The 25,975-nt window shown below is 52.7% G+C and carries 15 protein-coding genes and 1 tRNA gene; 7 read left to right on the forward strand and 9 right to left on the reverse strand.

The features are described from left to right. Together VFA09_09925 and VFA09_09930 are read right to left on the reverse strand one after the other, a co-directional pair. Positions 1–1,839, reverse strand: coding sequence for an ATP-binding protein (locus tag VFA09_09925; protein ID HZU67586.1), 1,839 nt, complete (start codon positions 1,837–1,839; stop codon positions 1–3). A 25-nt stretch (positions 1,840–1,864) separates the two neighbouring features. Then, complete coding sequence (locus VFA09_09930; GenBank protein HZU67587.1) at positions 1,865–2,560, reverse strand: hypothetical protein; 696 nt, start codon at positions 2,558–2,560, stop codon at positions 1,865–1,867. 1,460 nt (positions 2,561–4,020) lie between these two features. On the opposite strand from VFA09_09930, the gene VFA09_09935 reads away from it, so the two are divergent. Then, complete coding sequence (locus tag VFA09_09935; protein HZU67588.1) at positions 4,021–4,575, forward strand: nucleoside deaminase; 555 nt, start codon at positions 4,021–4,023, stop codon at positions 4,573–4,575. A gap of 47 nt (positions 4,576–4,622) precedes the next feature. Here the strand turns inward: VFA09_09935 and VFA09_09940 are convergent, their stop codons facing one another. The 6 genes from VFA09_09940 to VFA09_09965 form a co-directional block, all read right to left on the reverse strand. Continuing rightward, a complete protein-coding gene (locus VFA09_09940) occupies positions 4,623–6,974 on the reverse strand; it encodes a tetratricopeptide repeat protein (protein HZU67589.1) in 2,352 nt (783 codons plus the stop codon). Between the two features lie 531 nt (positions 6,975–7,505). After that, positions 7,506–7,988: an NUDIX hydrolase gene (locus tag VFA09_09945; GenBank protein ID HZU67590.1), complete on the reverse strand. Its 483-nt coding sequence runs from the start codon at positions 7,986–7,988 to the stop codon at positions 7,506–7,508. Further along, positions 7,985–8,845 carry a carbohydrate kinase family protein gene (locus VFA09_09950; protein ID HZU67591.1) on the reverse strand — a complete coding sequence of 287 codons (861 nt, stop codon included), beginning with the start codon at positions 8,843–8,845 and terminating at the stop codon, positions 7,985–7,987. The genes VFA09_09945 and VFA09_09950 overlap by 4 nt, the downstream gene beginning before the upstream one ends. A gap of 13 nt (positions 8,846–8,858) precedes the next feature. Beyond that, positions 8,859–11,075, reverse strand: coding sequence for a cobalamin-dependent protein (locus VFA09_09955; GenBank protein HZU67592.1), 2,217 nt, complete (start codon positions 11,073–11,075; stop codon positions 8,859–8,861). A gap of 21 nt (positions 11,076–11,096) precedes the next feature. Continuing rightward, the gene (locus VFA09_09960) at positions 11,097–12,260 is read right to left on the reverse strand and encodes a radical SAM protein (GenBank protein ID HZU67593.1); all 1,164 of its coding nucleotides are present in this window, start codon (positions 12,258–12,260) and stop codon (positions 11,097–11,099) included. A gap of 505 nt (positions 12,261–12,765) precedes the next feature. Next, positions 12,766–14,388 carry an L-lactate permease gene (locus tag VFA09_09965; GenBank protein ID HZU67594.1) on the reverse strand — a complete coding sequence of 541 codons (1,623 nt, stop codon included), beginning with the start codon at positions 14,386–14,388 and terminating at the stop codon, positions 12,766–12,768. A 267-nt stretch (positions 14,389–14,655) separates the two neighbouring features. Between VFA09_09965 and VFA09_09970 the strand changes: the two genes are divergently transcribed. The 6 genes from VFA09_09970 to VFA09_09995 all read left to right on the forward strand — a co-directional run bounded on the left by VFA09_09970 (position 14,656) and on the right by VFA09_09995 (position 25,398). Continuing rightward, positions 14,656–18,171: a DNA polymerase III subunit alpha gene (locus tag VFA09_09970; protein ID HZU67595.1), complete on the forward strand. Its 3,516-nt coding sequence runs from the start codon at positions 14,656–14,658 to the stop codon at positions 18,169–18,171. A gap of 392 nt (positions 18,172–18,563) precedes the next feature. Beyond that, complete coding sequence (locus tag VFA09_09975) at positions 18,564–20,426, forward strand: PrsW family glutamic-type intramembrane protease (protein ID HZU67596.1); 1,863 nt, start codon at positions 18,564–18,566, stop codon at positions 20,424–20,426. Between the two features lie 181 nt (positions 20,427–20,607). Then, a complete protein-coding gene (locus VFA09_09980) occupies positions 20,608–21,513 on the forward strand; it encodes an LppX_LprAFG lipoprotein (protein HZU67597.1) in 906 nt (301 codons plus the stop codon). Between the two features lie 862 nt (positions 21,514–22,375). Next, positions 22,376–24,016, forward strand: coding sequence for an ABC-F family ATP-binding cassette domain-containing protein (locus tag VFA09_09985; protein ID HZU67598.1), 1,641 nt, complete (start codon positions 22,376–22,378; stop codon positions 24,014–24,016). 215 nt (positions 24,017–24,231) lie between these two features. Continuing rightward, positions 24,232–24,723: a carbonic anhydrase gene (locus VFA09_09990; protein HZU67599.1), complete on the forward strand. Its 492-nt coding sequence runs from the start codon at positions 24,232–24,234 to the stop codon at positions 24,721–24,723. A gap of 96 nt (positions 24,724–24,819) precedes the next feature. Further along, the gene (locus VFA09_09995) at positions 24,820–25,398 is read left to right on the forward strand and encodes a histidine phosphatase family protein (GenBank protein ID HZU67600.1); all 579 of its coding nucleotides are present in this window, start codon (positions 24,820–24,822) and stop codon (positions 25,396–25,398) included. Between the two features lie 224 nt (positions 25,399–25,622). Here the strand turns inward: VFA09_09995 and VFA09_10000 are convergent. Next, a tRNA-Arg gene (locus VFA09_10000) sits at positions 25,623–25,695 on the reverse strand. Positions 25,696–25,975 lie beyond the last annotated feature (280 nt).

The raw sequence follows: 25,975 nt of genomic DNA on the forward strand, positions 1-25,975 counted from the left end.
TTACCTGAACAAATTAAAGCCCTGATTGCCGTTCAATGGGGCCTCGCTGCGGCGCCGGCTCTGCTGGGCTTCGGAACTGAAATACTGCTGCCACATATCGGGCGCATCCTTGCTTTCGCCACCGTGCTTCGTAATGCGCTGACCCACGCGGCAGATCACCGGCGTATTGACCGCGGCCCCCGCGATAATCACCTGGCCCTTGGAAAGCGCCGGCAGGTTGTCCAGCAGGTCGCGACCGACGCCCTCGATAGCGGCGGCCACACTCTTCTGGTCGATCTCGTTCACGATGCGCATGATACACTGCGTCTGGCACTGGCTCAGCACATCGGCATCCAGCTTGCCCGGGCGCTGGCTGATTAAACCCACGCCGATACCAAATTTGCGCCCCTCCGCCAGCACCTGCTTGAGAATCGAGGTTGAAACGACCTCGGTCCCTCCTGGCGCAAAATGGTGCGCCTCCTCCAGCAGAACGAAGACAGGGTAAGGCAGGTAAGATTCGCCCGCATGAACCTTCCCCCGCTCGGTATCCATGCGCGCTTTATATAAGCGGCGCAGCAGCGTGGCCACGATCACCTGCTGGTCGCGCTCATCGATTTCATTGAGCTGCAAGACGGTGCATTGCCCTGGCTTGAAGATCTCCTGCAAATCCAGGTGCTGCGTATCATCGAAGGTGAAGCTGTTGACGAAGCGCTGCTCGATGCGCCAGGTCAGGGCATGTACCGTACTGGAGTCATCCGCGCCCTCGCTATCCTCGTCGCCTTTTTGTTTGGAAACGGCCTTGATGGCATTTTTCAGGTCGTTCGCACCCCACTGAGCGCCTTTCCTGTCATCTTTCACCTTGCGCAGCGCCCGGCTGAGCAGGTATTGCTGCTTCTCCGTCATTTCGGTCAGCAGGTGGCGCATATCGCCCATATCCAGCGTCGAGATGCGCACCTTCACCTGTTCGGGCTTATAGACCTTCACCTCGGCTCTGTAGCTGGCACCTCTAGGGCGCGCCGGGGCCGATAAATCGGCGCTGGGCGCGATCAATCGGCCCCTACGGGAATCGTCACTTTGTTCGCTATCGAGCGCATTTAATCGACCGGGATGGGTGCCGTCGTACTGTTCGGCGAACTGGGGGAAGTTGGCGATTTGATCGAGGGTACCATATTCGCCGTGAGGGTCGATAATCAGGACGCAGGCCTTGTTATGCGGCTGCATCAACTCCTCGATAATCACGCTGGCGAGATAGCTTTTGCCCGCGCCGGTGCTGGCGATGATGGCGAGATGCGTGCTGACAAGGTCTTTGACGGAGAGGACAATCGGCACGGCGCCAGGCGCGCGTGTCAGCAGCGAGCCGATGGTCGCGGACCCCGGCTGTCCCTGGCGTTTGCGGCTCAGGATGTTTGCCAGCATCTCGTCGTCGGCCAGAAAAATTTGCTTGCCGGACTGCGGCGGAATCCAGGGATTGATGAAGGAGGCGGTTGGCGCATCATAATAGCCCATGATGGCAACGTGTAGTTCAAACAGTTCGTTGGCGCGCGCATCGTAGCCGACCATGGCCGCGACATCCGAGGGAGGTATTTCCGGCTCGGCCAGGAACGTATCCGGGTACAACTGCAAGGGCAGGCGGCGGATAATGCGGCCCAGCACTCTGCGGGTCGATACGCTTCTCATCGCCCCGTTCTGCGCCTGTCCCTCGCTTACCTGCTGGTCGAGTTCATAATACACGTATTCACCATTTTTCAGCACCTGGTCATCGTCGCGCGAGACAAATGTATATTCGTGCGCGTTTTCGCCTGGCCCTTTTGTAATACCGACCGGTTTGAAAGTTGTGCGGCGATCTGTTGCATCAAGCATAAATAAATGCCTCCATCACTCGGCCTCACCCGGTCGTCTCCACCTTCAGCCGCCAGGCAAAGTTACGTTTGACAATCGAGAGCAGCGAGAGATTCTGGGGAAATAAACGTTCTAGCTGGTCGATAATTTGCAGTGTGACCATGGGCAACAGGCTGCTGCGCTGGGCAATAATATGCGGCAGGTAGCCCATGTGCAAATACGGCCCTTTCCTGGTGGATTCGGGATCGCTGAAGTAGTGGAAGACGCAGACCTCGTCATCGGTCATCGTCTCGACCACGCTGCCCAGTTCCAACGCCAGCAGCGGCACGCCATGCATGACCGAAAGTACTTCAGGTTTGCCTGCTGGCCTCACGACCTGCTCGATCATGCCCAGCACCATGATGTAGATGATAACGGCTTTCTCGGAAATATAATCGGGCGAGAACAGCTCTACCTGCGTCTCATTCGAGAGGCGCGGCCCCAGCGAGCCGAAGGCAGGATTGACCAGGATGGTGTCATAAATAACGCCCACGGCATACTTCTGGCTTTCGGAGCGGTTACCGGCCGAGAATGGTAGCATATCGTCAGCCTCTTCTGATTGTTCAGAACGGATGGCGATGCGCACAAAGCGACCGAAGGCGTAATCGGCCGGGTCCGGCTGCTGCTCGCATTCAAGCGGCCCATAAATCTGACAGACATAATTGATATGCGAATCCGATTTGACGATCTTGCCGATATTCATCTCTCTGCTCCCGTCCCTGCGCAGGCAAATTAGAACAGGTTTCCGTTTCCGGCATTATAACATAGGATGGTAGGGTAGAAGCAAGCCCTATGAGAGGGTGAAAAACGAGAGCAGCCGCGAGGGCTGCTCTTCATGTACAAGTACGATAGGGCCAGCCGAGCAAGGGCAGGTAAGGATGCGCTATTTCTTTTCAAAAAATTGTCTCACAAATTCGTAGATAACGATAGCCGACGCGATTATCCCGAAGAGGAGGTAAATGGGATTGATCCATGAAGCAAGTGCCTGCCATAAAGCTTGAAACAAGAGCCAGAACACTTGCAACCATAGATGTAGGACCAGGAATAGGCAAATCAGGATGATTATAGTCACGAAACGAGCCCTAGACCCCATCCTCTTGAAAGCGCGCTCGATTTCAAGAGCAAAACGCTCCAGCTGCGTCCCCAAAGAAGACTCATCATTTTCTCCAGGAGGTAACCTCTGTGTATGTACCTGATTGGCGCGAGGCGGTACATGGCTCTGCCCGGCGGCTATCCTTGGCAGTTCAGGGTCCGTGTCCATCACCTTTCGTCTGAGGGGCGGCGCGGTAGTTGGCTCCTGCCTCTGGGCAGGTGCATAGCCCGCCGCATACCTGCTCTCAGAAGGGGATGGCGGGGTAGGTGTTCGTATTGGAGTTGGAGGTTGCTGCCAGGTATCAACTCGCCTTCTCGGTGTGTACCTATACCAGCGTCGTAATCGTTGCTTACGTCGACCGTCAGGTTTTCTGCTGTAGTATTGCATAATCTAGCTCCTCGTCTTGTTTTCGCTGTACTCCTATCAATAATGCCTTTCGCTCTCTGTCACAAAAATCTTCTGATCACCACTTACTTGATGTAATGTTAAGCAATTAAGTAAGTAGAAGCTAGCGGGATACGATCAAATCTTTGCTGGTATGATGCGAACTTTCTTGAACAAATTGAAACGTGCTGAGCACAATTGAAACAGGCGAACGGAGATCATGATGCTATTCCAAAAAATTCGCATCATTTTCAAAAGACTTGGGGGGATTTTTCCTTGACACTACTTGAATAAGAGCCTATGATACAAAAGGCCCCTATACAGTATCCCTTCAATAATAGAATAATAAAAATACAGATAGCTTGTCGTGAAGAGTATACTGTATAGTAAATATAATAATAAGGAAGGGAGCGAGTAAGTGAACGGATAGTTGATAGTACCAGCCACAAGCCAGGAGTGAGAGAATAAGCTCTTCGGCTTCGTAAAAGCTCAGTCGATTCGTCTACTAACGCAAGACTTCGAGCTTTTTTTCTTAATACAGTTCAGGTGGAAGGGCAGGGCTTTCTACGGTACCGGAATGGCCGAGGGGGAATCAGCCACTCCACAACTGCCCGAGTTGGGCAATTCTGTTTTCATCCAGCAACCAAATCCTTTCATTGTTCTTTGAAGTAAGGGAGTATCGTATTGTGGATTCAGATCCAGAGCTATCGTACTTTTTAGAAAAGGCCATGCAAGAAGCAGAAGAGGCTTCTAAAGCCACTACATACCCGGTTGGGGCGATCATTGTTAATCCGGAGGGAGAGATCATTGGTCGAGGTCATAACCATGTCTATCATCATGGAGATTATACTTCGCACGCCGAGATGGAGGCAATCAGGAATGCAGGATGCCGGCTTATGAAGAAGCCGAACTATAATGCCTGCACGCTCTATACCACGCTGGAACCATGTTTGATGTGCTGCGGCGCAATCCTCTTAGCTCGCATCAAATGTGTCGTCTGGGTCAAGAACGATGATCTCTATGGGGCATTACGCTGCCTGTGTAAACAAAATCCCTGCCAAGAGTCTTTACCTTCCCCCTCGCTTCTTCCCGATGGTTATATAGAGAAAATTACCTCGCTCTCAATTATTTCCGAACCTGAACATGACCTTGCCAGTAAGATGGATTCCTGGATGGACCAGTGGAATGCTATGAAGCAGGCCAGATTGCATTATTGGGAAGATAGCAGAGTAGAAAAATAGAAGCGAGCGAGGAGGTTGTCGTACAGCTTCCTCGTTCGCTTCTAGCCTTATTTGGTCGAACCAACAGGTTCCTTTTCCTTACGATGGGAGTTAAAATGTGAGCGTAACTCTTTGATCAGCTTATCCATTCGCTCCACTTCGTGTTCCATACTCAGGCGTTCAAAGCCTTCGCGGGCCTCTTGTGCGAATTTAAGCGACTCTTCCCACCTACCCTGCTTCTGGCGCAGGTATGCTAATGAACGCTTGTAGGCGTTGGTGCGTCGCTTATCCTTGTTGCGCTCGGACAATGTCAGGCCGGCTTCCAGCAGGCGCTCTGCCTCATCGTAGTGCCCCTCAATCCTCTCAATATCCGCCAGGTAGTTCCGCGCGTTATTCGCCAGCGATTGCCAGCCGAAACTGTCTGCTTCCTTCATGGCCTGGGTAAAAGCCGCCCTTGCCCCCGCATAATCGCCTTCCCAATAAAGCGTCGCGCCATAGTTGTAATCAATATTAACCGTGTAGCGTGTTCGCAAGGGCTCCTGCAATTTAGGTACCAGTTCCCTCGCCTGGTCAAGTAACTGTTTCGCCTCATCAAAGCGTTCCATGAAAATGTACAGGTAGGTATGATTGACAAGCAGCCTGACCTGTACTGTTGGATCCCCATAACTGTTTAACTTTTGACCGCGCTTGAAAAGATCTTCAGCATCATCATTATGATCCATTAGCGCGTGGGTATTGACAATACTGGCAATGGCATCCAACATAGTTGGCCAGTCTCCTCGCCCTCCTGCCGCATCCCTCAACCACTCCAACCAGGCGAGGCGATCATCCCAATAGCCGTAGAGATGTGTGAAATCAACGACACTACCAGGCACTTCAGCACACCAGAACGATTTGATCTCATCATATCGATCATGAGCAGCACACCAATCAAAGACTGCCAGCAGATTCTCCCACTCTTCATCCAGGTGATCATATTTCAGATGCCACTCTCCCATATCGTGACCTCCATACTGACGTGTGAACTTCTGATACCACTCGATCCAGCGTTCATACGCTTGTTCCTCAAAGGCCCGATTTGCCATCAACTCTGCCATTGCATACTCCCTCGTAAGCGACAGCATGCGAAAGCGATCGTTGAATTCACGAATCAGCGAGAGGCGCTGTAGCTGGGCAAGAGCTTCATCTGCGATCAGTGGATCTTCCAGCCCTGCTACGTAGCTCACAGCCGAACGTAAAGGCATGCGAGGAAACAGCGCAAATGCCATGAGCATTGCGTGTGCTGGCTGGCCACGTAAAGTCTCAACCGAACTCTGAAAACAAAAGCGGGCTACATCGCCGCCGGCTTTTGGTACATTTTTCAACACAGTCTCTATCGAGTAGCCTGCTGCTCGCTGACCAACAGCATAGACCAGCGCTGCCGGTATTCCGCCAATACGTTCATAGAGCATCGCGATTTCTTTTGGACTCAGCTTCACCTGCTTCTCTTCTGCCTGTTGCTTGATCAATTCCAGCGCTGCCTCTTCTTCCAACTGTTCAAGCCGGATGGGTGTATAGACTGACTGTTGCTCTCGCGTTGTTACCACGACTTTGACTGATGGAGGTAGCTCATACAGAAAAGACATAATTGTCTGCTTATCTTCCATCGTTTCCATATTGTCAACAATCAGTAATGTCCGCTGGTAGGCTAGCGCCTCCCGAACCAATTCCAGTTGATCCTGCGATGGATTCGCTTTAATACCATATCGTTCTAGCGTGACTATTACCTCGTTGCAAATTTTGCTAAGCGTTCCATGTGTATGGTATCGCTCGCGTATACCTTGAGCAGTAAGTAATTGTTGTTTGGCGGAAACAAAGATAATGGCGTCAAAAATGGGGATATTCGGATTAACGATTTCGCCTGTGCTTGCTCGCAAACATTGATATGCTACATCCAGCACCAGAGATGTTTTACCTACGCCTCCGATTCCATCTACTGGAATCAAGGGGGCTGCATGATGCGGTGAGAGATATTTTAATAATTTCTTTATCTCTTCCTCGCGCCCGATCAGGCGTGTATGCTCCTGACTCGGCAATCGATGGGGAATGGTTTTGAGTTCTTTTGCTCCGTATAATTCGTTTAACAGGGTAATTGGATCGGGATAATGCGTTGCATCCAGCAGTTCCTCACACCACTCACGCGATAAACCGCCTTTGCTGTGACCGAGTTGCGCCAGCACCTTGATAGTCTCAGGTTTGGGTAGCGTATGCCCCTCTTGCCAGCGATACACCATATCGCTGCTGCGCCCGGTTTGTTCGCCTATATGCTTCATTGTTCGTTTCAACGTCCAGTCCTGCGTCTTTGCCACGCTATGTGTGAGCAAGACAATAAGTTTGCCTGCATCGGTAAAAAGATCTTTTTGCGGATAGCGACGGCTCATTCTATTCTCCTTCTTTACAAATCTTCTAATTCTAATGCGAGAAAGTTGATACCAAATTAAGATTAATATAATTCTTCCTGCAAGTACAAGTGTGAAACATCGTATTATCTCGAAAAAGATGCGAATTTTTTGGAATAATTCGAAATCAATCCATGGTTATGTCAATACAATATTGTTCTCACAAGAGGCAGGCACCACTACAGACCATTGCCGTAGCGGTGCCTGTTCTGCCTTGCTCACTAGTATCGTGATCCGGGTGGATAAGAGTTGTGCGAACGCATTATCAATAATCCCAGAATCAATCCTGCAAGGAAACAACTGAGTCCGATAATGATAATTGTTTGAGTATCCATCCTGCTCTCCTTTGGTTGCCCCGGTGCTGCTAACTCTTCGTCCGGCACTCTGCACCATCGAATTACCGTTATGGAGAAGAGTACCGCACAGGTAATTACAAATGCTAGAGCAAACCATGCAAAGGATTTGGAAAACAGTACAAATTTTCAAGATGTCTAATATTGTTCTAAATTGCATCTATTTGTTCCACCGTGAGCAATCCTTTAACGCTGCTAGCGCCGCCGCGTAGCTGCTCATTTGCCGGTTGACCTCTTTCTCAATCTCGCTGGCTGTCAACCAGCGTACCGGCAACTCAGGCTCCTGCTGTTGCGTCATCTGTGAAGGCGCTATCAATATCCCATAAACGATGTCCAACCAGCTTCCGCCACGATGATCCCTGATAGGTGTCATAGTGATGAGTGTGAAGTTTTGATCCTGGGGAAGTTGTATTCCGGCCTCCTCGCCAAGTTCCCGCAGACCGGCTTCTAACGGCGTCTCGCCAGGATCGATGGCCCCGCCAGGCAATTCGAGTCCTTTTGACTGATGGCGCACAAACAGGCATTTGTATTTATCAGGCCACGGCGCTATAACCGCAATCCTTGCCGCGGCGCGCACCAGGCGCACCGGCTTTTTTCCGGCTTCTTCCGCCCTCGTCAATGGTAAGAGCATTTCTTCTCTCATATGCTTTTTACCTCTACTGGATTCTCGCCGGACGTACAGAACGAAGCGGCATGCTTGCTGGCAAAAGTTGCCGCATCCAGGTAGCTGGAACCATTTGATAAAGCGTAAAGTAACCCGGCGGCAAAGCTTGCCCCGGCACTGACTGTCCTCAAAGGTTGGATGGGTTCAGCCGGAATGACATGCTCATTATGCTGATCCAGCAGCACTGCACCAGAACTCCCAAGGGTGATGACTGTTGCTCGTGCCCTGCACGTCTGAAGCACATGCCGCCCCCATGCTATGGCCTCTTTGATGCTTCCACTACCCCTCATCTGTATGATATCGACAGAAGAAAGTTGCGCAAGCCGTTGTAATTTCTCTTCAAGATGCGACGAACTGAGATTGACCAGGCAGCGCACATTTGACTGCGACCACCTGTTCAGAAGCGCCAGGCGCTCCTCCAGGTATTCTTCGTAAAGATCAAGGTAGGCAAATCGATAATCGGCGGGCCTATCAAGAGCCGCGAAGTCACGAAAAGGGCAATCTTCCACCAACCAGGTACGCTCATCTGCATCAACCGGCAACAGACAAAAGGTATTCGGGGTAGAAGTTCCGTTCGTATCGATCTGAGAGATATCGACCCCGTTCTGTTGCAGCAGGTCGAGCAGCGGCGAGCCATCATGGCGAGCAATCGCATTAGTGGGCAGCAGGCGGCAGCGCATTCCCAGCCGCGAGGCGAGCAGCGCTACAATCGAGGCGTCATTGCCGATCTGCCGCTCAGTTTTTGTGATAAAGGTCATCTCTCCCTGGCGAGGGAAGTAGGAAACGGAGAGAATAATCAACCATTTCAGGTCGCCTACTGCGCACAGGTCGAACATTGTCTTCTCGCTTTCAAGCCATTCTCAGCGCCTGCGTATTAACCAGGGAGGAGGTTGCCCAGCCATTGTACGCCGAATGCCAGTGCTGCTGCTTTGATGGTGACAGTGTTGACGCATGTTCGTTAACCGTCTCCATCAGACGTCGCATTTGCTCTTCATACCACATTAAAATACTAATGATGGCTTTATCAATTTGTCCGTCCCCAACCAGCTTGCGTGCATTAGCACAAATTTCCTGGTGTCCTTCCATACTGGCATGCGCCTGCTCCCAATGCTGTACAGTTTTATCATCGACCAGCGCAAAGGCCTGGGCCAGGCTGCGAATCAGCATGTATCCGAGATAGCGATGACCGCTAATCGCCTCATGTAGTAACTGTTTTTCCGCGTCACTTGAGACTTTCTGTAGCCCTTTCAAGGCGTACACAATCGGAAAACAGTAATTCACCCAGTACTGGCAAGCCATACAGATATTGCCTAATTCCGGGATAGCATAGTCTGTGCGATAGCGCGCGAAAGAGACATCTATCTGATTACTTATCAACTGTGGTGCCTGCTGGCGCAAATCATAGAGATATTTGCTCTTTGAAAGCACCTCAAGCGGCGATACCATGTATGAGACATCCTCATAGATGGGCCTACCTGAGGCCTCGTGCATAACCTGGCCATGGTTAGAGCAAACGATATCCCAGATCTCCTCTACACTCGCATTGCGCGCCGCCGGAAGCACAATATCTGTTCTGCCCAGGAACTCGATATTATCGACCAGGTCTTGCACAGACATCAGTGGATCGAAGAAGATGAAGCCAAAACGCAGGCGCGCGCCCAGCAGGCTTAAATAACGGATCGCGGATATCATCTCATCTACTGTGCTGCCCTTTTTGTAGCGTTCAAGCTGCGCGGATGCTCCCGATTCGACCCCCAGAAAGAGCCGGGACAGGCCACCTTCCACACAGCGATTGAACAACCTGCCTCGCTGGAGGTGCCAGTCTCTATCACGACCTTCGCGAAAGATCTGATCGGCCCGGCAAGAGGCATCGAATGTTATCTGTAAGCCTCGCTCCCGCGCTCCGTCTAAAAAATCGGTAAGACGCCGCACCGTTGCGTCTCCATCTTCCACGCCGACAAAATCCTCGTCGGCCAGGAAGATGTGTGGAGTGCGCCCAAAATGCCGGAAGACCTGCATAAAGGTCTCCCATTGCTGTAACATAGACGTGACCGGAATCGATCTCCACACGCCACCCTTGTGAGAGCGCGGGCAAAAGCTACATTTGTTGTACTGGCATCCCCGACTGAACTCCGCCGTCATGACACCATCTCGCGCGAAAAGTTCTGGCACCGTATCAAGCGCGGGGGTTGGCAGTTGTTCCATGGGCAGGTAGGTCGGAGGCGTGCTGACAAGCTTCTCTTGCTTGCTCAGGTAGTAGATACCCGGTACCTGGCTCCAGCGCGAGCGATCTCTTCCGGCCCTGACGAGACCGGCCAGCGAAAGTTCACCCTCCTTGCGGCAAATCACCACCTCTGGATACGCTTCCAGAATCTCGCGGTAGCACATAGCGGGCAGTATATTTCCAAGGATGACTACAGGTGGTTCGCCGGCGGCCTTCTCTGTATAGAGCTTATCCAGCAGTTGTTCCATCAGATCAAACTGGCCGAAGTTAACCGAAACCCCCAGAAAATCCGGGCGAGATTCGCGTATCTCCGCCAGCACGTCATCCACGGTAGCATCAAACTGGCAATCGATCAGCTTGACGGTGGCGAGATGGCGTAATCGTAAATAGGAAGCCAGATAGGCAATACCAAGCGTGAGGCGCGCCGCCGGGTACATCTCTGGATGGAACAGGCTTACCAGCAGAACAGAGGGCAGCGCAAGCCTGGCTTTCAGGGCTTCTGTCAAAGGTGCGATCAGGCAATCACCGGCCACACTAAGGGAATGCTCCTCAAAGTCTACTTCAAGCTCGTCAACCAGCTCGCTCACAAATGGATGCGAGGTTAGACTGATACCAGGGCTACACAGCATCAACTGCCCATCACCCTGAAGGCAGAGAATATGTTGATCGGGCGAGCCGGCAACCGCTACATCGAACTTCATCTCTTCCCACAGGCGCGACGCTCGCAACTGTGCGAAGATCGCATGAGAAATGGCCTTGGGTGTCTCCCAGGGCGTGTTTAATGCTGCCCTTATTTCAGGCCAGACATCGCGTACAAGAGCCAGGATACGATGAGATGTCATAGACCCCTCTTTCTGAGCTAGCTACGAAAAAAACCATCCCTGCTGCGCTTCATAGTCCAGCGCATTACGTCCGCAGCCCTTCCAGTAAGGTGTCAGTTCATATTCCTTGTATACCTTTTGCAACACGCAAGCAATTTCCAGCAAATCGTCATAAGACGGGCGAGGATGATCCTCAAACTGACTGCCATGGTCGTTATGAAAAACATTGATGATAGGCGTCACTCCCATTTCAGCGAGATACCTGATTCCGGCAATGGTCGACTCTGCCGGCTCGAGACCGGCGATAAGGATGGAATGCACGCGCTTGCCACTGATTACAGAAGCAGCCCGTTCCAGCGCTTCAAGCAACCGGCGTCGCCCATACAATTGAGTCTTACCAGGACAGATCACCTCGAAAAGGTGTTCATCGAATACTTCCAGATTCATAGTGACGCGAGCGTTCAAACCTTCAAAAGCCGCAAACAGGCCAAAGTCATTGGACGGCATCGTCGCAATATGCGTCTGCAAGGGATGTGCGATACCTAATAACGATTGCTTCTTATCAAGTGCCACCGCAATCCTTAAATGTCTCTGGAAGCCTCGATCATAATCGGATAGGTTTCCGCCCACCAGCATGATCTGCTTCAGCAGGTCGGCATCCGTTTCCAGGGCTATCTCAAGTACAGAAGCCGCCAGTGAGGGACTGATGGTAGGGACGAAAATTTGCTGGGAACTGCGGTTCGGCTTGAGAGAGCAAAATTTGCATTCGTGACCTTCGTTAAAGTAGTAACAGGATGCGGGAGTAAAGAAGGCCAGGGATGATCCGCCATAAAGATTGGCAACCCTGTCACAGCGGATTCCGGTGGGCGTCATACAGTCAAAGAAATGAGGGCGCCGGGGAAAAGTTACTTCCACATCGATATCATCCTTGCCTGTGAGGCGATATGTGCCGGCGTCGTATATCAGCTTCCAGGGAGAATGCTGCTTGTAATTGACTGCCACTATAACATCGCCGATATACAATTCTTGAGGTATGCGTTTCGCCCGGTCTAACGCTGCCTCATCGCTGTCATCATAGGCACGCCGTTTCTCCATACGCTCTAGATCACGGGCGAATTGCTCCAAAAACTCGTTATCAAAGGAAACCCCTTCTGATAAGAGATGCAATTTGAGATGCGCCGCATCATGTTGAGAAAGTGCAGTCATAGTTCTCCCTTTCTCATCTCTGCGAAACCTGTGTCAAGAGTCCGAAAAAATAATCTTACATATACCCTCTACCCACCTCCTAAGATAAACGATATAGATAAATTTGTCAATGATTTGTCTAGTAAATCCTTTAAATGATTTTACAGTAAAAAACTCTTAGTATAAATCGCCATGGTTTTATTGTGTGGGCCGAAATTGAGATTCCTTTGCAAAATAAGCTCTCCTGTTATTCTAGTCAATCATGTTCTACTATCATCATCTCTTCGTCAAAAACACAAAATGAGGCATTGTTTTCTAATAATAGACGTATCGGGAAAGAAATTTAAAAAACTCGCTCATCCCTGCAATCGGTGAACGCTAATGAGATGGAAGCACGATGTCTGGAGGTATGCTAAAAAGGTGCCAGATGGCCTTGCAAGACCATTGACACCTTTTTTTCTACCGTTGTACAAAAATTGAACTCAACCAGCGCTTCCCCGCGTCAGGAGGGTATGAGCGGGCCTATTTATTTCATCAGCCCGGGCAGGAAGAAGTAATAGAGGAGTCCAATGAGGATCAGCCAGGCCAGCAGGACCAGCGTCCAGCCCATGTTATGGCGAATGACCTCGCCTTCATCACGCACAAACTTGGAGGTTGAAACGCCTACGCTGGCCGTCTGTGGAGCAACCGGCTTTCCGACCTCGGCTCCCACCGAGTTCAATGAAGGCAGTAATAGCACAGGAAAACCGAGCAATCTGCCAACCTGCACCTGCACCAGCCCAAACAGGCTGTTGGTAGATGTATTGCTGCCCGAAAGCGCCACGCCTATCCAGCCCAGAATGGGAGCGAGCAGGATGAAGGCCGGGCCTACCTTGGAAAAGCCGTATGCCAGAGATGCGCCCATACCAGAATAATTGAAGACGTATGCCAGACCAAAGATGAAGACGCCAACCAGCAGCGCCCCCCACATCTGGCGGAAAGTATCACGAAACACCTGCCCCAATAGCGTTAGACTGGGACGGATAAACAATAACATGACCAGCCAGGAGACCAGAATAGCCGTTCCTCCAATAAAGGGCGCGTATGCGAAGGAGACAGAAGTGGTCTTATGGCTGATGGATGAGACCGTCTTGACGGCCAGGCTGGGCGCGGTGATCTTCGGCAAATTGGACCAGGGACCCGTCCATAGCACGACCACTACTACCAGAATTAAGAATGGCAGCCAGGCTTCCAGTACTGAGTGCCGGGATGCCGGGTTGGGATCGCCGATTCCAGAGGAACGCTGTATCGCCTGGTCTTCCACGCTCAGCGGTACCCCTCCGTAGCCCAACACTGTTTTGGGACGCCAGACCTTCAGCAGGAGCAGGAGCGCGCCAAAGGAAACCAGAGCGCCAACAATATCGGGGAGATAAGGCCCCAGGAATTGCGAGACCGGAAACTGGCCCAGGATGTAGGCCAGCGAGCCTACCACCGCCAGTGGCCAGCCATCGCGGAATCCCTTGCGGCCCGTGACCAGGTAGATCAGCACCCAGGGCGGCAGCAGGGCCAGTACCGCTACAATCTTTCCCACCGAGGCCGAGAGCGATATCAGCGGCAAATTGGTTACGGCAGCCAGCGCGATGATCGGCGCTCCCAACGCGCCATAGGAAACGGGAGCGTTATTGGCTATCGCCGCTACGCGCAGTGCGTCCAGCTCAGCTACGCCCAGGACAACCAGGATTGGGGCAACGACTGCCCACGGATAACCAAAGCCAACCAGACCTTCTAGCAGCGCGCCGAGAGCCCAGGCCAGCAAAATCGTCTGGACACGCACATCAGCGGTAGCCTGCTCGACCAGCCAGTTTTTGAAGGTATCGAAGAGGCCGGTCAGCCTCAGCGTGTTGAAGATCACCACCCCCCAGAAGGTAATCCAGTCGACCGCCCAGATGCCATTGGCGCTCCCAATGAGATACGCCTGGATACCATTACTGAGCGGCATTTGCCACAACGCGATGGCTACAATGAGAGTGAGAATGGAGCCAATCAGTGTCGCCAGCCAGGCAGTGACGCGGAATACTGCTAACATCACGAGCAACACAATGACCGGAATGAGTGCGGCTAATACTGTCAGACCAAGATTCCCCGTCGGATCGAGTACCTGTTTGAACATATAATGCCTCCTCGTTTTGCAGTCTCAAACATCAATAATACCCTCCTGTCGCAATTGTACCTGAGTTTTGCCGGTTTTTCTACGGTTATTCAGGCGACCCCGAAAGTCCCTCTAAAAAGCATCACAGTAGCGTTGCTTAAAACGGGATCGTTTTAAAGGCAGATATCTGGACTAAGCCGATTTATGTCCAAATTTTCTGGCTATTCACTTGACAGATAGAATACCCGTTCTTATGCTTTATGTAGAATACCTTCTGGAGGGAATATCATGGGGGCCGATTTCGCGCACCTGCACGTCCATACCGAATATTCATTGCTGGATGGCTTTAGCCGCACGAAGAAGCTCGTGTCGCAGGCCAAAGCCCTGGGAATGAATCACCTGGCCATTACCGATCACGGCGTCATGTATGGCGCTATCGAGTTTTACAAGGCCTGTAAAGCTGGAGGCATCAATCCCATCATCGGCATCGAGGCCTATCTGACCGAGGATATGCACGATCACTCGAAACGCTACAGCGACGACTACCATCACCTGCTGCTGCTGGCTAAAAATAATACCGGCTACTATAACCTCTTGAAATTGACCACTATCGCCAATACCCAGGGCTTCCACCTGCGCCCGCGTATCGACAAAAAAGTCCTGGAGAAGTATGCCGAGGGGTTGATCGTCACCTCTACCTGCCTCTCCGGCGAGATTCCCAAGATGCTGCTCAAAGAACACCAGGAAGAGGCCTATAACATGGCCCGCTGGTACCAGGATGTCTTCGGCCCTGAAAACTTCTATCTCGAAATTCAAGAGCATCACGGTACATTTGACGATGGCCAGCCCTCGCCACAGGGCAGGCTCAACCAGATGCTTTATCAAATGCACAAGGACTTGCAGATCGAGATGGTGGCCACCAACGACCTGCACTACGTCGATGCGCACGATGCCGCCTCGCATGACGTGCTATTGTGCGTGCAGACCGGCAAACAGTTGAATACGCCCAAACGCATGAAGTTCGATAGCCACGAATATTACCTCAAAAGCCCGGGAGAGATGGCGCAACTTTTCCCCGAATTGCCCGACGCCCTGTTGAACAGCGTGCGCATCGCCGAGCAGTGCAGCGTAGATCCCCTGGCCTACAAAGCGCAATTGCCCAACTATAACATCCCCCCTGGATATAGCTCGCAAAAGGAGTATTTGCGCGCCCTGTGTATGGAAGGCGTCAAAGAACGTTTTAGCGAGCTGACCGAGCAAATTGAGAAGCAGATCGACTACGAAATCAATTTGATCAACGAAAAAGGCTTCGTCCCCTATTTCTTGATCGAGTGGGACTTTGTGAACTACGCCCGCTCGCATGGTATTCGCTGCTCGGCGCGTGGTTCTGCCGCCGGCAGCCTGATGGCCTACACACTGGGCATCACCAACGTTGACCCCCTGCGCTACCAGCTGCCTTTTGAGCGCTTCTTCAATCCAGAACGCGCCGATATGCCCGATATTGATATGGACTTCCCTGACGACCGCCGTGAAGAAGTGATCGAGTATGTCGCACGCAAATATGGTGAGGACTGCGTGGCGCAGATGGTCACGTTCAACACCATGGCAGCTAAAGCATCGGTCAAAGACGTGGCTCGTGTAATGGGCGAGCAGGAAATGGGGGACCGCATCACGCGCCTGATCCCCACCGGCCCAAATGTCACGCTGCAAAAATCGCTTGATAGTATCAAAGAACTGGCGGACCTGTACAAGCAGAACCAGGTCGCGCAGGAGATCATCGACCAGGCCCTGAAACTGGAAGGCGCGGTGCGCACCACAGGTGTACACGCTGCCGGTGTTATCGTCGCCAACGAGGCGCTGGAAAACTTCGTGCCGCTGCAATTGCGCGACCCCAAAGACCCCAGCAAGGGACGCATCACGCAGTACGAGCAGGCACATCTGGAAGAGCTCGGCCTGATCAAATTCGACTTCCTCGGCCTCTCCAACCTGACCATCCTCGATAATACCCTCAAATATATTCAGCAATCGCGTGGGGAAGAGGTGGTTCTGGAGAAGGTGCCGCTTGACCCGGTGGGCGACCCCGTGCAGGATGCTAAACGGAAAAAGGCTTTCGATCTGCTGGCGAGCGGTGAGACTACCGGCATCTTCCAGCTAGAGGGCGCGAAGATGACCGAGTATATCAAACAACTTAAGCCGACGTGCATCGAGGATATCATGGCCATGATCGCCCTCTACCGGCCCGGCCCGATGGATAGCATTCCCGAGTTCATCGACGCCAAGCACGGGCGCAAGAAAATTACCTATCTTGATCCACGCCTTGAAGAGTGGCTGAACGAATCCTACGGCGTCATCGTGTACCAGGACCAGGTGCTGTTCATTACCGTCGGACTGGCGAACTTCTCCTGGGGCAAGGCCAACAAGTTCCGTAAGGCCCTCAGTAAAAAGAAGATGGACGAGGTCGAGGGCTACAAGAACGATTTCATCGAGGGCTGCGTGAAAAACAACGTGAAGCGAGACGTGGCCGAACAGCTCTTCACGCTGATTTTGCCGTTTGGCGGCTACGGTTTTAATAAGGCCCACGCGGCCAGCTATGCCGTCGTCGCGTTCTATACCGCCTATCTCAAAGCCAATTATACGGCCGAGTTCATGGCCGCAACCATGACCACCGAGGCTTCGGATACGAAGAAGATTGCTAACGCTATCGCGGAGTGCAAGCGCATGGGCGTTGAGGTATTGGGGCCGGATGTCAACAAAAGCGACCGGGGCTTTACTGTCGAAGACGGTGGTGTGCGCTTCGGCCTGCTCGCCATCAAGGGCATCGGTGAAGGCCCGATTGGTGAAATCGCGCGCGCGCGCGCCGAGGGCGGTCCTTTCAAATCGCTGGCAGACTTCTGCACGCGCGTCGATCCTAAATTCGTAGGCAAGGGAGCGCTCGAAACATTGATCAAGGCCGGGGCGCTCGATTCGCTGGCGGGTGGCAAGCGCCACCAGTTGCTCGATGCCGTGGAACGTGCCATGCAGTTCGGCAAGAACGAACGGGCCGCGAAGGAGCGCGGCATGATCAGCCTGTTTGGAGAGATCGAAGAGGTTGAGAATGCCTTCGAGTTCGCCCTCAATCCCCATGCCGAGGAGATTCCCCGCAAGCAGTTGCTGCAATGGGAAAAAGACCTGGTGGGCGTCTATATCTCCAAGCATCCCCTGGCCTACCTCACCGACCTGCTCAAGGAGCGCGTGACGCATACAACGGCGCAGATTACGGAGGAACTTGATAAGCAAAAGGTGGTGCTGGGCGGTACTATTCGCGAGGCGCGGCGCATTACGACCAAGAAGGGCGATACAATGTGCGTCGTGCAGTTAGAGGATATGTATGGCTCCGTCAGCGTCACGGTCTTCCCCAGGGTCTACGAGGAGACGGCGGAACTCTGGAACGAGGATACGGTGGTGATCGTGCGCGGCGAGGTGCAGGTGAGGCGCGACGAACCGGGCATTCTGTGCAACGCGGTCGAACAATTGCACGCGGCAGAAGAAGAGATGGACCGCAAGCGCTACCAGGTGTGGCTCAAACTACAACTCAGCGGCAAAGACGAACGCTCCATCTCCGACGATATTATTAAGGTGCAGGACATCCATCGCTATATTCGCGAGCGCCCGGGGCGCGACCACTATGAGATCCTGGTCTCCAACGGCGAGTGGCACGCTCTGCTGACCCCCAGCGATAATACCATGTTTTACACTCCAGAACTCCATGCCAGGCTCGAAGAGGTGCTCGGCCCCGGCATGGTGGAGGCAAAGGTGGTTGTATAGGGCGCGTGATTCTTCCCTTTGTTCCCCAGGGATTCTTCGCTGCGCTCAGAATGACAGGCCCCGGACATGTCCAGACACGTCCGGGGCCTGTCATTCTGAGCGCAGCGAAGAATCTCTGGCCAACTTCTGCAGAGGCATAGAGCCAGGGTTGTCTCCGCGTTCTGCATTTCGCAATGCCTGCTTTTTCGTTGCGCATGAAACATGAAAAGCGAGTAGAAGCCCTGATGAATTTGCCAATCGAATCAGGGAATGCAAGGGCCACCCGTCCTGTAGGGACAGGTGCCTCACAAACTCACCCTTCCCAAATTCGGATTTGTGCTGTATGCTGTCTGAGAACAATTTTGTTGTTCAACAGCATCACAAGCATGTTTGAGAGAAGGCATCAAGAAGACGTGAGTTCAGAGCACAGGGAACCATCGCCAGACAATGAGCGGCAGCGGCCCACCTCGGAATTATGGGGAGCCTGGGAGACGCCGGACGATACCAGGCCGCGGCAGCCTGCGCCCCGGCCGCAATTCTGGCGACCGCCAACACCAGGTGGTTCTCAATTTAATCCTGCCGATCCACAATTTACTCACCGCGAGCATGTGACGGGCGCTTTGCCTTCTCATCCATCAGAAGCTCCACTGTTCCGGCCCGCGAATGCCCCCTATCCCCCTTTTCCAGGATATCAGTATCCGGCCCAGGGACAGAGGCAGGTTCCGGCGCAGGCAAATCCAACGCCTGGTGCCGGCTATCCCCCCTCTCAAGGGATGATTCCGCTACAACAGGGACAGCGGCCTGCTAATCCGCCTGCGCAGGCATCGTCTCCCATGTTGCCGCCACCCCCACAGGGGCAGGGCTATCCACCTCAGAGAGCTGCTTATCCCGCATATCCGGGGAATCCGCAGTATCCATTCTATCAAGGTTATGGCCCCTACGCGCCTCCCTATGGGCCACCGCCGGGCTATAACGGCTATGCGCCTTATCCACCGTATCCACCGGCCGGCTATTATCCATATGCTCCTTATGCATGGCAGCCGCCGCAACCAAAACGCGACCCCTATCTTTTAAGCGTTGGCATCGCGGCCCTGGTTGGTTCAAGCCTGTTATTGCTGGCCGGACTTGGCTGCCTCGGACTGCTCGCGCTGTTCAGCATTGCGCCAAAGCAGAATTTGAGTCCGAGCAGCATTTTCGCCAGTGTCGTGCTGTTCATCGCGTTCGCCATCACGGGTGTTGCCGGTGGCATTGCCGGCCTTTACCATAGTATTCGCCAGGTATTTTTAAGAAAACCATCGCGGGACTTTTCGCTACCGCGCTTCTGGATTTTTGTGATCCTGTATTTGATAGTCGTTGGCGCCGGCTTCCTGCTGCATACTCAAAAACAGGATGTAGCGTATCCCGCGCTCACCGTCGTGCTGATCCTGCTCGCGGGCCTCTTTCCCGCGCTCGCTGTCCTGGCGCTTGGCGTAAGGCGGCTGCATTTCCCTAGAAGCGCTGCCTGGCCGACGACCTGGCGGCGTTTTACGCTGGCACTACTCAGCGGGGCTACTCTGAGCATTATCATTGCGGGCCTGCTAGAATTTGTGGCAGGCGTGCTGCTGGTGCATGGTCAGACCGCAAATCCTTTAATTTGCGCCGACCAGCCCAACGCGCCCGGCTGCCAGAATCCAGGCGTCTATACGCTGCTCTTGATCATGGTGGCAGTCATCGCGCCCATCGTCGAAGAGACGGTCAAGCCCATAGGAGCATTGGTGTTGATGGGCCGCATTCGCAGCGCTGCCGAAGCTTTCACGCTGGGTCTCGCCTGCGGCATTGGCTTTAACCTGATCGAGACAACGGGCTACATCAGTTCCGGCTACAATGACTGGCTCAGTGTAGCGCTGATTCGTACCGGTTCTGGACTGCTGCATGGCTTTGGCGCCGCCATGGTCACCCTTGGCTGGTATTACCTGATCCACGGCAAAAACCGCCGTTTCTTGCTGGCTTTCCTCTGCTGGCTCTATGCCGTCTTGCAACATGCCCTCTGGAACGGCTCATGGGGCCTGGTACTCATCCCAGGGCCAATCGGCAATTACTTCAACAACACAAACGTGCCGGTCGGCCCATACCCAATACCCGCTTACGAGATCATCAATATCGTGGAGGCGCTCGTCATGCTGGCCTTCTTCGTGTACATGACAGGGCGGCTCAGGACAAGAACGCCCGCATCACCTGCGCCTGGCGGGAATGCTCCAGCCACAGAACGCGGTCAAAAGGAGACAGTACGAGCATAATTCATGGCCGCTAGCTTTCTCTCATAGAGGGCCACAATGGGGCCTTACACGGGTGGATTTTTTGCTGCGCCCCGCTCGCTCCTCATTCCCACCAAATTCAGCAACTTGAAACCCTGACTGCTCGTATAACATGTAGTGGGTAGTTGTTGTTGTGTGCTTTGCAGAACAAAGGAGGGTTCCGTTGAAAACATATAAAATCTCTTCGATTTTTATCGGCCTGGCGCTGGCAATAATACTGCTGGTAGTGAGCGCGTGCAGCGCGCCCGGTACCACCGGTAGTAGTAACAGTAGTTCGCTCACTGTAATGCAGGTGTTGCAGAACAGCGCGAAGGCGATGCAGAATCTCAAGTCCGTCCACTTTAATACAACGACAAAGGCCTCTTTTCAAGGCTCATCATCGTCATCCGCATCGTCTCCAGGCGCTATCACCGTCAACTTGAAGGCGACCGGCGACCAGCAGTCTCCGAATGAGCAGGCACAAATTTCGTTGAACAATATGATGAACATAGCTGAAGTCGTGACAGCCGACAAGGTCTACGTCCAGAATACACAGGGAAAGTGGTATGTGCTGAATAAAAGCGATTTGAAAGGTCAATCGGGCGATCTGTTGAACGGCAGCAATCTGTTCAACATGAACACCTTGATGTCCATTCTAGAGCAGGTCAAGCTTACCGACCACGGCGATCAGATGCTAAACGGGCAAAGCCTGCGCCACATCACCGCGACACTCGACAAAAACGCGCTGCAACAGATTCTGACCACCAACAGCCAGCTCAGCAATGCCATCGGTAAGCAGAACATCGATAAAATTCTCAACTCCACCAGATCGTTCAATTCGACCCTGGACCTCTGGATTGACGAGACTCACTTCTACGTTCATCGCACGGAACTGAAGGTCAACGCGAATGCCGACCTGAGTTCCCTGGCTACTCCCGATACCCAGAACGGCGTTAAACTGCCGTCGAACGCGACGATTACCCTCGATACAATCGTCGACCTGAGCAACTTCAACACACCCGTGACGATCACCCCACCAGCAAATGCCACGCCGACGAATAATCCAGGCGTGATTTTTGGCATGGATTAAATGTTGTAGTAAGCAGCAGAGGCAGCATATATTGCCTCTGCTGTATATTTTGTTTTTGAATGCGGACCGGTGAAACGTGGATAGTAAAGATTTTCCTCGTGATAGAAATCTACTTCTTGCCAATCCTGCTCTAACAACGCTCCGTTCGCAACGTTTCTGGTTTCTCTTGCGCGCGTTGCTGTCATTGATTGTGGCGAAGACGGGGCGGGCGCTGTATGATTCGGGTGGTAACCCAGGCTAATCACTCAAACCATTAAGATTCCTATTTAATCTCAACCAGATCGTAACTTTTTCTCTATTCAAGGATTTTTCTGCCTTCCCTATAATTGATACTGATCTTATCAGATGGGGGGGGGCTGCTTTAAAGTACAACAGGAGCTACCTGCTCAAGAGGTAACTCTTTGGCAATAACTTATAAAATTTGAGATATCTATGCCACCCACAAATTCCTGGGAACCATTCTTTGACAATCACGCCCCACGCTACATGCAGAACAAAGTTTCATTGACTTCCCCATCCTGCATGATTTATACTCCAATCATAAACAATCACATCTCACCAAAAAGGAGACACCCTTGAAAGACACGGGCACATCATACAGGCAGTAACGCTATCACTTCATGGCGGAAAACTTGTAGACCGCTTTTATAGATAAGCGGATCATAGTTTCGCCGCAATTTGCGAGATTTTCTTTTTACTGCCGTATGCCGTGCTCGTGGGATTGAGCAGGCTCCTTCCTTTCTCATCGACCAATTGCCCCGGCCCGCGCATCCCCCGCTGCTTCCTGAACAGGAAACCCTTGTTGTTTTTCAGCAGCAGTAGCATGGCATACGCACGAACTTTTTGATATGCGAGGTATGCTATGCTATTGCAGGCGCGCAACATCTCAAAATTCTACGGGGCCATCACCGTACTCGAGGATGTCTCCTTCGTCCTCAATGAAGGCGAGCGCACCGGTCTCGTTGGCCCCAACGGAGTCGGCAAATCAACGCTGCTCAAAATCTTGATTGGACAGGAAAGCGCCGACTCGGGTTCCTTCTCTTTCGCGCCTTCAACCGAAATTGGCTACCTGCCACAGACAACGCCCGAATTTTACGGGCACACGATGCAGGATTTGATCCTGGAATCGGTCGGCAATTTGCGCCAGTTGGAAGAGCGCATGCGCGAGCTTGAAACCGCTATGTCCACCGCCGGCGAAGAGCAACTCGCCGCCTTGATGGAAGAATATGCCCTCATCTCAGGGCGTTTCGAGGATCGCGGCGGCTACGAACTTGACCACAAGATCGACACTATCCTGGATGGGCTGCGCATCTCCTACCTGCCGCGCAATCGCGAGATGCAGACGCTTTCGGGCGGCGAGAAGGCCCGGGTAGGACTGGCAACGCTACTTCTGAGATCGCCGGATCTGCTATTACTGGACGAGCCGACCAACCACCTGGATGTCGCTAGCCTGGAATGGCTCGAGTCCTATCTCGCGCGCTACAAAGGTGGTATATTGCTCGTCTCGCACGACCGGCAATTCCTCAACCGCGCCGTCAACGCGATTTTCGAAATCGATGAATACTCGCACCACCTGAAAAAGTACGAGGGCAACTACGATGCCTACGTACAGGCGAAGGCGGCTGAACGCGCGAAATGGGAGGAGGACTACGAGCGGCAGCAGGAAGAAATCAAAGAATTGCGCAAACGCATCCGCGAGACGGCGCGCAATGTTGCTCATAATCGCCCACCCCGGGATGGCGATAAAATGGCCTATGATTTCTTCGGCGGGCGCGTCCAGAACACCATCTCGCGCAACGTGCGGGCCGCCGAGGAACAGCTGCAGCGCATCGAAGCCAATCCCATCCCGAAGCCGCCGAAGCTGATGCAGGTCAGCCCGAACTTCAACGTGGAGCCGCTGCAATCCCAGGTCGTCATCAGCGCCGAGAAACTCACGAAATGCTGGGGCAGCAACTGCATTCTCCGCGATGTCAGTTTCACGATAGCCTCTGATGCGCGTATCCTGCTCTTCGGCCCCAACGGCGCGGGCAAGACCACGCTGCTCAAGATACTCACCGGCCAGGAACAGCCCGACGGCGGCGAAGTGCGTGTAGTAGACAGCGCCCGCATCGGCTACCTTCCCCAGGACCCGGAGATGGACCTCAACAAAACGGTGATCGAGACGTATCGCTACGGCCAGGTAGGTTACGAGGCCGAATTCGTAGGCAGGCTGATCGGCTATGGCCTGTTCCGGCTTGAGGACATGCAAAAGAAAGTCGGCCAGTTAAGCGCCGGCCAGCGTCGCAAGCTGGAGATCGCCTGCCTGATGGCCGAAGGCCCAAATGTGCTGCTGCTCGACGAACCAACCAACTACATCAGCCTGGACGTGCTGGAAGCCTTCGAATCCGCGCTTCTGATCTTTCCCGGTCCGGTAATCGCGGTTTCACATGATCGCTGGTTCATACAGCGGTTCGGGGGGAAAGTGTGGGAACTGGTGGAGGGGAGGATAGTGAGGGAAGAATAATCTTAACCATAACAAAAATAAATATAACCAATAACTTGAAAGAATGTAACAGACTATGGTATTGTTATCTGAGAGGCAAAGCCTTCTTCACAGAAGTTCGGCCTCGTAAATGAGATGGCTCTATCTCAAGACAGGCTTTCAGGCCTCTTCGTGAGTGGAATAGCGCCGGGAAGCTGTTTTATTTCGTTCGTCTCGATTAGCAAAGGAGAAATAACTTGTCAGCAGCGCAGGAATTTCAGAAAGCAAACGAATCTTATGCCGCCAATTTCCAGAAAGGTGATTTAGCTATGCCGCCTGCCAGGCATGTAGCGGTGCTTACCTGTATGGATGCGCGCATCGATCCCGCCCGCGCCCTCGGTCTTGAAGAGGGAGACGCGCATGTTATCCGTAACGCCGGTGGGCGTGCCTCAGAAGCGCTTCGTTCGCTGATCATTTCCGAACAGTTGCTCGGCACTACCGAGATCGTCGTTATTCACCATACAGACTGTGGTATGCTCACTTTCAGCAATGCAGACCTGCAGGCAAAAGTGAAACAGGACCTGCACGCCGATGCCGGCAACATCGACTTCCTGCCGTTTAGCGACCTGGAACAGTCGGTGCGCGATGACGTTGCGTTTCTCAGAAACTCGCCGTTCATTCCTCAGAACATCGACATCAGCGGCTTCATCTATGACGTGAAAAGTGGAAAGTTATTGCCTGTAACCTGATGATACTTAAGGTCGACAGAAACCAGGGCGACCGCCAGGGGATGCCCCTGGTGGTTGCCCTGGTTTGTATCCCTCTAAGAAAAGATAGAGAGCAAATTGCCAAAACTGATACTCGTAAAACATGCCCAACCACAAATTGACCCCTTTATGCCGGCGCGCGAATGGCCTCTCTCACCAGAAGGCAAACTGCTCTGCCGGACACTGGCGAATAAATTAGCGGCATACGAGCCGGACGTGATCGTTTCCAGTACCGAACCTAAAGCGGTAGAGACCGCCAGGATCGTTGCCGAACGCTTACAAAGGCCTTTCGAGATCGTCGAAGGACTGCACGAGCATGATCGAAGCAACGTGCCTTTCTATTCTCCCCAGGTATTCGAGCAATCGGTTGCCACTTTCTTCCAGCAACCCACGGAACTGGTCTTCGGACGCGAGACGGCTGCCCAGGCGCGGGAACGCTTCTCGCGAGCCATCGAGGGTGTGCTTGAAAAGTACCCAGATAGCAACGTTGCGATTGTGGCACACGGGACCGTGATGACGCTGTTCGTGGCCGCTCACGCGCAGATAGAGTCGTTTGCGTTCTGGAAAGGGTTAGGGATGCCGTCGTTCGTCGTGATGGAGAGACCGGGGTTGGAAGTCCTGGAGGTGGTTAATCGGATTGAATACGAGGAGCTTTAAGCAATACTATCACATACTCATTTACGATAACCGGGTCGGTGAACGCATCCCCTCTATAACGCTCATCGACCCTTTATTTATGGGGATGTTGCTCAATAAGGTTGCAACATTCCGCTACATATCTTCCCAGCTTCTCAAACTTTGATATCCCAGATTGTCTGGCCGCTACTTGTAATATCAGCCTCAAAGGTAAAACGAGGTAGTATAGTGCTGGATTCGACAAGTGGGGCTGAGAGGACTCGAACCTCCGGCACACGGTTTAGGAAACCGTTGCTCTATCCACTGAGCTACAGCCCCGGCACCACAATTTTACCATAGAAGTCAACGCTGCTTCAATGTGTGTACTTTTCCACAATTTAGAACATTTGTCCACATACTTATCCACATTTCTACCTGCATGCGCAAGTACTGCTCGAAGCACCTCGCTACCTTCTTTCAGATGCTCAAGTTATTCGTTTGATTTTTACTTGATCTTTGTTGGGATTCCCGGTTATACTCTTGATGAAGGAATAAAGGCCGAGGTAGTCATCAGGATATTTGTCCACTTCCATGATTGAAACAGCTATCAGAGCATAGA

The sequence above is a fragment of the Ktedonobacteraceae bacterium genome, from assembly GCA_035653615.1.
GTDB lineage: Bacteria > Chloroflexota > Ktedonobacteria > Ktedonobacterales > Ktedonobacteraceae > DASRBN01.

Coding starts and splice junctions, on each gene's coding strand:
- VFA09_09965 (HZU67594.1), bottom strand. CDS start 14,388: ATGTTCAAACAGGTACTCGATCCGACGGGGAATCTTGGTCTGACAGTA.
- VFA09_09955 (HZU67592.1), bottom strand. CDS start 11,075: ATGACATCTCATCGTATCCTGGCTCTTGTACGCGATGTCTGGCCTGAA.
- VFA09_09970 (HZU67595.1), top strand. CDS start 14,656: ATGGGGGCCGATTTCGCGCACCTGCACGTCCATACCGAATATTCATTG.
- VFA09_09940 (HZU67589.1), bottom strand. CDS start 6,974: ATGAGCCGTCGCTATCCGCAAAAAGATCTTTTTACCGATGCAGGCAAA.
- VFA09_09950 (HZU67591.1), bottom strand. CDS start 8,845: ATGTTCGACCTGTGCGCAGTAGGCGACCTGAAATGGTTGATTATTCTC.
- VFA09_09960 (HZU67593.1), bottom strand. CDS start 12,260: ATGACTGCACTTTCTCAACATGATGCGGCGCATCTCAAATTGCATCTC.
- VFA09_09925 (HZU67586.1), bottom strand. CDS start 1,839: ATGCTTGATGCAACAGATCGCCGCACAACTTTCAAACCGGTCGGTATT.
- VFA09_09985 (HZU67598.1), top strand. CDS start 22,376: ATGCTATTGCAGGCGCGCAACATCTCAAAATTCTACGGGGCCATCACC.
- VFA09_09945 (HZU67590.1), bottom strand. CDS start 7,988: ATGAGAGAAGAAATGCTCTTACCATTGACGAGGGCGGAAGAAGCCGGA.
- VFA09_09930 (HZU67587.1), bottom strand. CDS start 2,560: ATGAATATCGGCAAGATCGTCAAATCGGATTCGCATATCAATTATGTC.